The 8,826-nt window shown below is 50.5% G+C and carries 8 protein-coding genes and 2 pseudogenes; 7 read left to right on the top strand and 3 right to left on the bottom strand.

The window, feature by feature from the left end:
- A partial coding sequence (locus tag BHE85_RS06085) for an IS3 family transposase (protein ID WP_023147292.1) occupies positions 1–231 on the bottom strand: 231 nt, incomplete at its 3' end.
- 52 nt (positions 232–283) lie between these two features.
- Between BHE85_RS06085 and BHE85_RS27250 the strand changes: the two are divergent.
- The 5 genes and pseudogenes from BHE85_RS27250 to arcC all read left to right on the top strand — a co-directional run.
- Positions 284–358 (top strand): annotated as a pseudogene (locus BHE85_RS27250) (hypothetical protein); the annotation flags it as partial.
- A gap of 57 nt (positions 359–415) precedes the next feature.
- Positions 416–1,611, top strand: a pseudogene (gene dpaL / locus BHE85_RS06080) (diaminopropionate ammonia-lyase).
- Between the two features lie 57 nt (positions 1,612–1,668).
- Positions 1,669–2,709, top strand: a complete 1,041-nt coding sequence (locus BHE85_RS06075) for a YgeY family selenium metabolism-linked hydrolase (protein WP_071844793.1) — start codon at positions 1,669–1,671, stop codon at positions 2,707–2,709.
- Between the two features lie 52 nt (positions 2,710–2,761).
- A complete protein-coding gene (gene hyuA / locus BHE85_RS06070) occupies positions 2,762–4,147 on the top strand; it encodes a D-phenylhydantoinase (RefSeq protein ID WP_001264452.1) in 1,386 nt (461 codons plus the stop codon).
- 47 nt (positions 4,148–4,194) lie between these two features.
- Entirely contained in the window at positions 4,195–5,127 is a 933-nt protein-coding gene (gene arcC, locus BHE85_RS06065) for a carbamate kinase (RefSeq protein ID WP_039064266.1), read from the top strand.
- A 40-nt stretch (positions 5,128–5,167) separates the two neighbouring features.
- Here arcC and yqeB read toward each other — a convergent pair whose 3' ends face one another.
- Entirely contained in the window at positions 5,168–6,793 is a 1,626-nt protein-coding gene (gene yqeB / locus BHE85_RS06060) for a selenium-dependent molybdenum cofactor biosynthesis protein YqeB (protein ID WP_001020381.1), read from the bottom strand.
- A 47-nt stretch (positions 6,794–6,840) separates the two neighbouring features.
- On the bottom strand, positions 6,841–7,611 hold the full coding sequence (gene yqeC / locus BHE85_RS06055; protein WP_000836480.1) for a selenium cofactor biosynthesis protein YqeC: 771 nt from the start codon (positions 7,609–7,611) through the stop codon (positions 6,841–6,843).
- Between the two features lie 102 nt (positions 7,612–7,713).
- On the opposite strand from yqeC, the gene mocA reads away from it, so the two are divergent.
- The gene (mocA, locus tag BHE85_RS06050; protein ID WP_001272869.1) at positions 7,714–8,292 is read left to right on the top strand and encodes a molybdenum cofactor cytidylyltransferase; all 579 of its coding nucleotides are present in this window, start codon (positions 7,714–7,716) and stop codon (positions 8,290–8,292) included.
- A 369-nt stretch (positions 8,293–8,661) separates the two neighbouring features.
- Positions 8,662–8,826 (top strand): IS1 family transposase (locus BHE85_RS06045; protein ID WP_047664789.1); only part of this gene is annotated, 165 nt, incomplete at its 3' end.

Raw genomic sequence — 8,826 nt, 5'->3', positions numbered from 1 at the left:
TTCCAGCTCTTTCAGACGCTGACGTTCAGCGGTGGTGAGCCCGCCATCACCGCCTCCGGTATCCCGCTCATGCTGGCGTACCCAGACACGCAGAGTCTCCGGTGTACAGCCAATCTTTGGGGCAATGGAACAAATTGCCGCCCACTGTGAGTCATATTCGCCCTGACTTTCCAGAACCATACGAATCGCCCTCTGACGGACTTCGGGGGAAAAACGAGTATTTTTAGTCATCCTGTTTACCTCTTTCTCAGGAAGTTTAGTCTCCAGGATTCCCGGGGCGGTTCAGTCCCGTAAATACGCCAAACCAGGTGCACTGCTCGAGCAACTGCTGAAAGAAGCGCAAGAACGCGTGAAATAACCCCTCGGGCCGATCAGCTGGTCGGCCCTCTATTTCCAGAGGCCAAAAGGATAGGATATGTCCGTTTTCTCATTGAAGATTGATATCGCCGATAACAAATTTTTCAACGGCGAAACATCACCGCTCTTTTCGCAAAGCCAGGCCAAACTGGCGCGCCAGTTCCACCAGAAAATAGCTGGTTATCGCCCAACACCGCTTTGTGCGCTGGACGATCTCGCAAACCTTTTTGGTGTGAAGAAAATTCTCGTCAAAGACGAATCAAAACGATTCGGTCTGAACGCCTTCAAAATGCTTGGCGGTGCGTACGCCATCGCTCAATTATTGTGTGAAAAATATCATCTTGATATCGAAACGCTGTCATTTGAGCACCTGAAAAATGCCATCGGCGAAAAAATGACTTTCGCGACCACCACCGACGGCAACCACGGGCGCGGTGTGGCGTGGGCAGCACAGCAACTCGGACAGAATGCGGTGATTTACATGCCGAAAGGTTCTGCTCAGGAACGCGTTGACGCCATTCTGAACCTCGGTGCCGAGTGCATCGTCACGGATATGAACTATGACGATACCGTTCGCCTGACCATGCAACACGCGCAGCAGCACGGCTGGGAAGTGGTACAGGACACGGCATGGGAAGGTTACACCAAAATCCCAACCTGGATCATGCAAGGCTACGCAACCCTGGCAGATGAAGCCGTCGAGCAAATGCGTGAAATGGGCGTAACCCCGACGCACGTTCTGCTGCAAGCCGGTGTCGGAGCAATGGCCGGTGGTGTGCTGGGTTATCTGGTCGACGTCTACAGCCCGCAAAATCTGCACAGCATTATTGTTGAACCTGACAAAGCTGACTGTATTTATCGCTCCGGCGTCAAAGGCGACATCGTCAACGTTGGCGGTGATATGGCCACCATCATGGCGGGCCTGGCCTGTGGCGAACCTAACCCGCTGGGCTGGGAAATCCTACGTAACTGCGCCACCCAATTCATCTCCTGCCAGGACAGCGTTGCCGCATTAGGTATGCGCGTGCTGGGTAATCCGTACGGCAACGACCCGCGCATCATCTCCGGTGAATCCGCGCTGTCGGTTTGGGCGTTCTCGCAGCGGTTCATTATCACCCGCAACGTCAAAGCCTGATGGAAAAACTGGCGCTGAACAAAGATGCCGTAGTGCTGGTTATCAGTACTGAAGGCGACACCGACGTGAAGCACTACCGCGAAGTTGTCTGGGAAGGCAAACACGCTGTAGCACCTTAATCACCCTATTGGAACTACTCCCTGCAAAACGGGGAGTAAAAAATCTGGAGAAAAATAATGGCTAAGAATATTCCATTCAAACTGATTCTTGAAAAAGCAAAAGATTACCAGGCGGACATGACTCGCTTCCTGCGCGACATGGTTGCTATTCCCAGTGAAAGCTGCGACGAAAAACGCGTAGTACATCGTATTAAAGAAGAGATGGAAAAAGTCGGCTTCGATAAAGTTGAAATCGACCCGATGGGCAACGTTCTCGGTTATATCGGCCACGGCCCGCGTCTGGTGGCAATGGACGCTCATATCGATACCGTCGGCATTGGCAACATCAAAAACTGGGACTTCGATCCGTACGAAGGCATGGAAACTGATGAGCTAATCGGTGGTCGCGGTACTTCCGACCAGGAAGGCGGCATGGCATCTATGGTTTATGCCGGTAAAATCATTAAAGACCTCGGTCTGGAAGATGAATATACCCTGCTGGTTACCGGTACTGTGCAGGAAGAAGACTGCGACGGTCTGTGCTGGCAGTACATTATTGAACAATCCGGCATTCGCCCGGAATTTGTGGTCAGTACCGAACCAACCGACTGCCAGATATACCGTGGTCAGCGCGGTCGTATGGAAATTCGTATTGATGTTCAGGGTGTTAGCTGCCACGGTTCTGCGCCAGAACGCGGTGACAACGCCATTTTCAAAATGGGTCCGATTCTTGGCGAATTACAAGAACTCTCCCAACGTCTGGGTTATGACGAATTCCTCGGCAAAGGCACCCTCACCGTTTCTGAAATCTTCTTCACATCCCCAAGCCGTTGCGCTGTAGCAGATAGCTGCGCCGTCTCTATTGACCGCCGTCTGACCTGGGGCGAAACCTGGGAAGGCGCGCTGGACGAAATCCGCGCCCTGCCTGCAGTACAGAAAGCTAACGCGGTTGTTTCTATGTACAACTACGACCGTCCGTCCTGGACTGGCCTGGTTTACCCAACCGAATGCTACTTCCCGACCTGGAAAGTGGAAGAAGATCACTTCACCGTTAAAGCACTGGTGACCTGTGCCGCGATGTACGCTGCAATCCCGTTAAGCTGGCTGGCAACAGAGTAATTACTCTTCACTTATTCCCCTCCGGTTCGCCGGAGGGTTTTTGGAGTTTGCTATGCGCGTATTGATCAAAAACGGCACTGTCGTTAACGCAGATGGACAAGCCAAACAGGATTTGCTGATTGAAAGCGGGATTGTTCGCCAGTTGGGCAACAATATTTCGCCGCAGCTCCCGTATGAAGAAATTGATGCCACTGGCTGTTACGTTTTCCCAGGCGGCGTGGATGTCCATACGCATTTCAATATTGATGTCGGCATCGCGCGCAGTTGTGATGATTTTTTTACCGGTACCCGCGCAGCTGCGTGTGGCGGTACAACAACCATTATTGACCATATGGGATTTGGCCCAAACGGCTGTCGGTTACGCCATCAACTGGAGGTTTATCGTGGTTATGCCGCCCATAAAGCGGTCATCGATTACAGCTTTCACGGTGTGATCCAGCACATTAATCACGCAATCCTCGACGAAATCCCGATGATGGTCGAGGAAGGACTGAGCAGTTTTAAACTCTATTTAACCTATCAATACAAACTCAACGATGACGAGGTTTTGCAGGCATTACGCCGCTTGCATGAATCCGGCGCGCTGACCACCGTGCACCCGGAAAATGATGCGGCTATCGCCAGCAAGCGGGCGGAATTTATCGCCGCAGGGTTAACCGCGCCGCGCTATCATGCCTTGAGTCGCCCTCTGGAATGCGAAGCGGAAGCCATCGCCCGCATGATTAACCTGGCACAAATTGCCGGTAACGCCCCGCTCTATATCGTGCACCTGTCTAACGGCTTAGGTCTGGATTATCTGCGTCTTGCCCGTGCGAATCACCAGCCAGTCTGGGTTGAAACCTGCCCACAATATCTCCTGTTGGACGAACGCAGTTACGATACAGAAGATGGCATGAAGTTCATTCTTAGCCCACCGCTGCGTAACGTACGCGAGCAGGACAAACTGTGGTGTGGCATCAGCGATGGTGCGATTGACGTGGTGGCGACCGATCACTGCACCTTCTCGATGGCTCAACGCCTGCAAATTTCTAAAGGCGATTTCAGTCGCTGCCCAAATGGCTTACCCGGTGTGGAAAACCGCATGCAGTTACTGTTTTCCAGTGGCGTGATGACGGGACGTATAACACCGGAACGCTTTGTTGAATTAACCAGCGCAATGCCCGCCAGGCTGTTTGGCCTGTGGCCGCAAAAAGGATTATTAGCGCCCGGTTCCGATGGCGACGTGGTGATTATCGACCCACGTCAGAGCCAACAAATTCAGCATCGCCATCTCCACGACAACGCCGACTACTCGCCATGGGAGGGTTTTACCTGTCAGGGCGCGATTGTCAGAACCTTATCCCGTGGTGAAACGATTTTCTGTGACGGCACCTTTACAGGCAAAGCCGGGCGAGGTCGTTTCCTGCGACGCAAACCGTTTGTCCCTCCCGTGCTCTAACCACTGTCAGGGATCTATACACAATCAAGAATGATGAGTGAGGAAAAATGAGTAAGAAAATTGTTCTCGCCCTGGGCGGGAATGCGCTGGGCGATGACCTGGCCGGACAAATGAAAGCGGTAAAAATTACTTCTCAGGCAATTGTTGATTTAATTGCCCAAGGACATGAAGTTATCGTCACTCATGGTAACGGGCCGCAGGTGGGCATGATTAACCAGGCCTTTGAAGCTGCCGCAAAAACTGAAGCACACTCGCCAATGCTGCCGATGTCTGTCTGTGTTGCCTTAAGCCAGGGTTATATTGGTTACGATCTACAAAACGTGTTAAGAGAAGAACTGCTTTCTCGGGGCATTAATAAACCTGTAGCAACGCTGGTTACTCAGGTCGAAGTCGACGCTAACGATCCGGCATTCCTCAACCCGACCAAGCCGATCGGTTCGTTCTTTACCGAGCAAGAAGCAGAGCAACTGACAAAACAGGGTTACACTCTGAAAGAAGATGCTGGTCGCGGCTATCGCCGTGTTGTTGCCTCGCCAAAACCGGTTGATATCATTGAAAAAGAAACTGTTAAAGCTCTGGTAGATGCAGGCCAGGTGGTGATCACCGTTGGCGGTGGTCGTATCCCTGTTATTCGTGAAGGTAACCATCTGCGTGGTGCCAGCGCGGTTATCGATAAAGACTGGGCCAGCGCCCGTTTAGCAGAAATGATTGATGCCGATATGCTGATCATTCTGACTGCGGTAGAAAAAGTGGCCATTAACTTCGGTAAAGAGAATGAACAGTGGCTCGATCGCCTGTCATTAAGTGATGCTGAACGCTTTATCGAAGAAGGTCATTTTGCGAAAGGTTCTATGCTGCCTAAAGTGGAAGCTGCCGCCTCGTTTGCTCGCTCTCGCGCAGGTCGTGAAGCACTGATTACCGTATTGAGCAAAGCGAAAGAAGGGATTGAAGGCAAAACCGGAACGGTGATTTGTCAGTAATTTTAAGGCCGGGTGGGTAATACCATCCGGCCATTTTCATTTAAGCCACTTCCAGCACTTCTTTTGTCGCTTTCACGCCCTGATGCATCAACATCATTAACGCCTCAAGTACGCCGCCGCCAATCGCCCGGGCTTTATCAGAAACGCTGGTGAAATCAGCGGTTTCACCACGAGGATCGATATCACCAATTTTAAAACCACCAACCACTGCCAGGCCGTCGTTCAACAAGCCACGCACCATCCCCGTCAACGGTGCTTTAATTTCATGCTCACCAATCCAGGCAATCACATCGCCCTCTTTCACCAGATCGCCTAATTTCACGTTGGATCGCATAATGCCTGCAGCAGGAGCACGGATCACCCGTCGGGTGGTATGCCCCATAATATTGCCAGGAACACCGGTATTCTCCTGCGCACAACCAGAGTAAATCACCTGACCGAGCCAGTGCCCGCGATTTGTTTCAATTACCGCATGACAATCCTTCCCTGCAGTAAAGCCCGGCCCAAGCGCGATTGTTACTGGTGCCATATCTGCCCGCGTTCCCAAATTCTGTTTCGCCAGAATAGCGTCCACCACGCAAAGCGGTTTCAGTTCATCAAGCAATGAACAGGCGGGATCTACCATCACAGGGATGAATCCGCGTTCGGTAAGTTTCATCGCTTCCGCAGAGCTGGTTGCCAGGCGAGCAGTGACGCCTTCGACCGTCATTTCGCCATCGAACACGGCCTGGGCAAACGCCACGGTACAACGAATCACTGTCGGTTTTTCCACTTCCAGCATGATCACTTTAAAACCCGCATGATACAGACGTAGCGCCACACCACTGGCGATATCTCCCGCACCGCGAATCACCACCAGCTGGTGTCCGGAAGGATGAGAAGGTTTCATCATCAGCCCACCCGGCGCGTTATTTTTCACCTGTAATATTTCTGCCAGCACGCTGATGGCGATCTCCTGCGGCGTTTCCGCACCTATGTTGTAACCAACGGGCGCATGTAAACGGGCAATATGTTCTTCAGCCACGCCTTTCTCACGCAATTGACGCAGGAAAAGCTGAACCTTGCGGCGACTTGCCAGCAACCCCAACCATGCAATGGGCTGTTCAATGAGTTTGTCGAGGGCTTCACGATCCTGATTATTCGTGGCAATCAGGACAAAATTATCAGGGCGAATATCCAGTGCTTCCACTGCCGCACCAAACGACTCAGCATGGAGAAGCGTGGTTGATGGTGGGAATAGTTCAGGATTGAGGCTTTCGCGATAAATATCGGCAACGGCAATATCAAATCCTAATAGCGCGGCACTCTGGGCTATCGCCCGGTTGACATGCCCCGCGCCAATCAACACCAGACGTGGACGCATACCATGGACGCTGATAAATACTGACATTGCACCTCCACAATCTGACCCGACAGCATCCGCACCGTTACGAGCCATACGTCCATGGAATAATCGCGGCTTACGTTCCTGCAATGCCTGAAGTGACTCTTCAATCACCTTCCGCTCAACCATTCCGCCACCAATTGTACCGACGATAGAACCATCGGCGCGCACTAACATTTGTGCAGAATGGCGGGGAGTCGAGCCTCGGCTATCAACAATTTGCGCCATCGCAAACGGACAATTTTGCTCTTCGAGTTTTGCAGCCTCTGTGAAAATATTCATACCAACCTCAATGGATATCCTTTCAGTAACCCGGAATACCCGGGCCGCTAATTCACAAATCTGCGCGCGATTGCAGGATGTTCTTGTATATCGCCTAGCCAGATTGCCTCTACGTCGTGTTGTTGCAGCGGTTGAAGGAGCTCGCTTTGTGCAATCGCATTCTCACATTGAGAAAAACGGTTAATGAACCAGACTCGCCGACAACCTTGCGGTACGTTTTTAAACGCCCCCTGAGGGTGGCGAACCAGCGCAACGAGATCGCTCAGTTGCAAGGTTGCATCAGGTGTTAACCCAGTAATATCAGCAAACTGCGACCAGCGATGGACATTTTCTGTGCTCACTTTCGCGCCCAAAATATGTCCTCCCATCACAGCAATCACGCAGCAACTGCTTTTGGGTATGCAAGGTTCGTGCTCATCAGGCGCTTTTAACGGCATTGCACGCGAGCCATCTGCTTCAATGAGAATTACGTCACACTCTGGTCGTTGCACCAGTGCATCAATCGCTTCTGGCGTAAATCCCTGCACTTTTCCCTGGTTCGCTTTCCAGCTGTGAAAACAAAATGAAATGGGGGATGTAAGAGACGCATGAGGAAGCATGGCGGGATCACGACAGAAAACCACGGGCCAGTGAGACGTTGGCATAAACATATGTGTTGTCGTCGTGATTAACACACGCCTGCCGCTAGCCTGGAGCAGTTCTGCCAGCCAAAAAAGCAAGCTGGTTTTCCCCCCAGCACCAACAACAGAAATCACAGTGGGACGTTTCTGCGCACCTAAATCAATGAATAATGCCGATGGGTCAACTATACTTTTCACGAGTCTTTATGACCTCTCTGGGATAAATTATCCCCAACTTAATCCATCAGGAAGTAACGCAATTATCAGGCGTTATTAGCCCCTATAAATAATGGAACCACTATGTCAGCCATCGACTGTATAATTACCGCTGCCGGATTATCATCAAGAATGGGGCAATGGAAAATGATGTTACCCTGGCAACAGGGGACAATTCTTGATACAAGTATCAAAAATGCGTTGCAGTTTTGTAGCCGAATTATTTTAGTCACCGGCTATCGTGGTAATGAACTGCACGAACGTTATGTGAACCAGAGCAATATCACTATTATCCACAACCCAGATTATGCGCAGGGTTTACTAACATCAGTAAAGGCCGCAGTACCCGCAGTGCAAACAGAACATTGTTTTCTCACCCACGGTGACATGCCAACCCTCACCATCGATATTTTCAGAAAAATCTGGTCGTTACGAAATGATGGCGCAATACTGCCACTCCATAATGGCATCCCCGGCCATCCGATTTTAGTGTCAAAACCATGCCTGATGCAGGCAATCAAGCGCCCCAATATCACCAATATGCGTCAGGCACTCCTTATGGGAGCTCATTATTCCGTCGAAGTAGAAAATGCAGAAATAATTTTAGATATTGATACTCCGGACGACTTTATTACAGTGCAAAAAAGGTATACTAAAATTTAAAAAACGTAGTTAAACGATTGCGTTCAAATATTTAATCCCTCCAGCACTCTTTATCATAATGATAAGGAATCACTGATTTTGAGAAAAGAGAAAAAGTGATATATGGGCTGGCAATAATAATTTTCAGGAGTGATTTTAATTCTCATTTAGCACCTGTGAGTTCATTCACAAAAAGCCCTTAAGTTTCGAGCCGCCTCACATTTTTTTATATTTCCCGCCAAACCTGGCAAGAGTGGTGCGATTGTTGCTCTATCCCCCTAAACCACCGGATTTCTCAACACCGGTCACTCAATGATATCTGTATAAGCTAAGGAGGTAATGCTGCCAACTTACTGATTTAGTGTATGATGGTGATTTTAAGGTGCTTGCGTGGCTTCCATTTCCATCAGATGTCCTTCCTGCTCCGCTACTGAAGGCGTGGTGCGTAACGGCAAAAGCACTGCCGGACATCAGCGCTATCTCTGCTCTCATTGCCGTAAAACATGGCAACTACAGTTCACTTACACCGCCTCTCAGCCCGGTACGCACCAGAAA

Origin of the sequence: Shigella sp. FC1567 (assembly GCF_001743015.1) — a bacterium.
Classification (GTDB): Bacteria; Pseudomonadota; Gammaproteobacteria; order Enterobacterales; family Enterobacteriaceae; genus Escherichia; species Escherichia coli.
The sequence above is the reverse complement of the archived record's forward strand: the minus strand, read 5'-3'. Positions and strand labels throughout refer to the sequence as shown.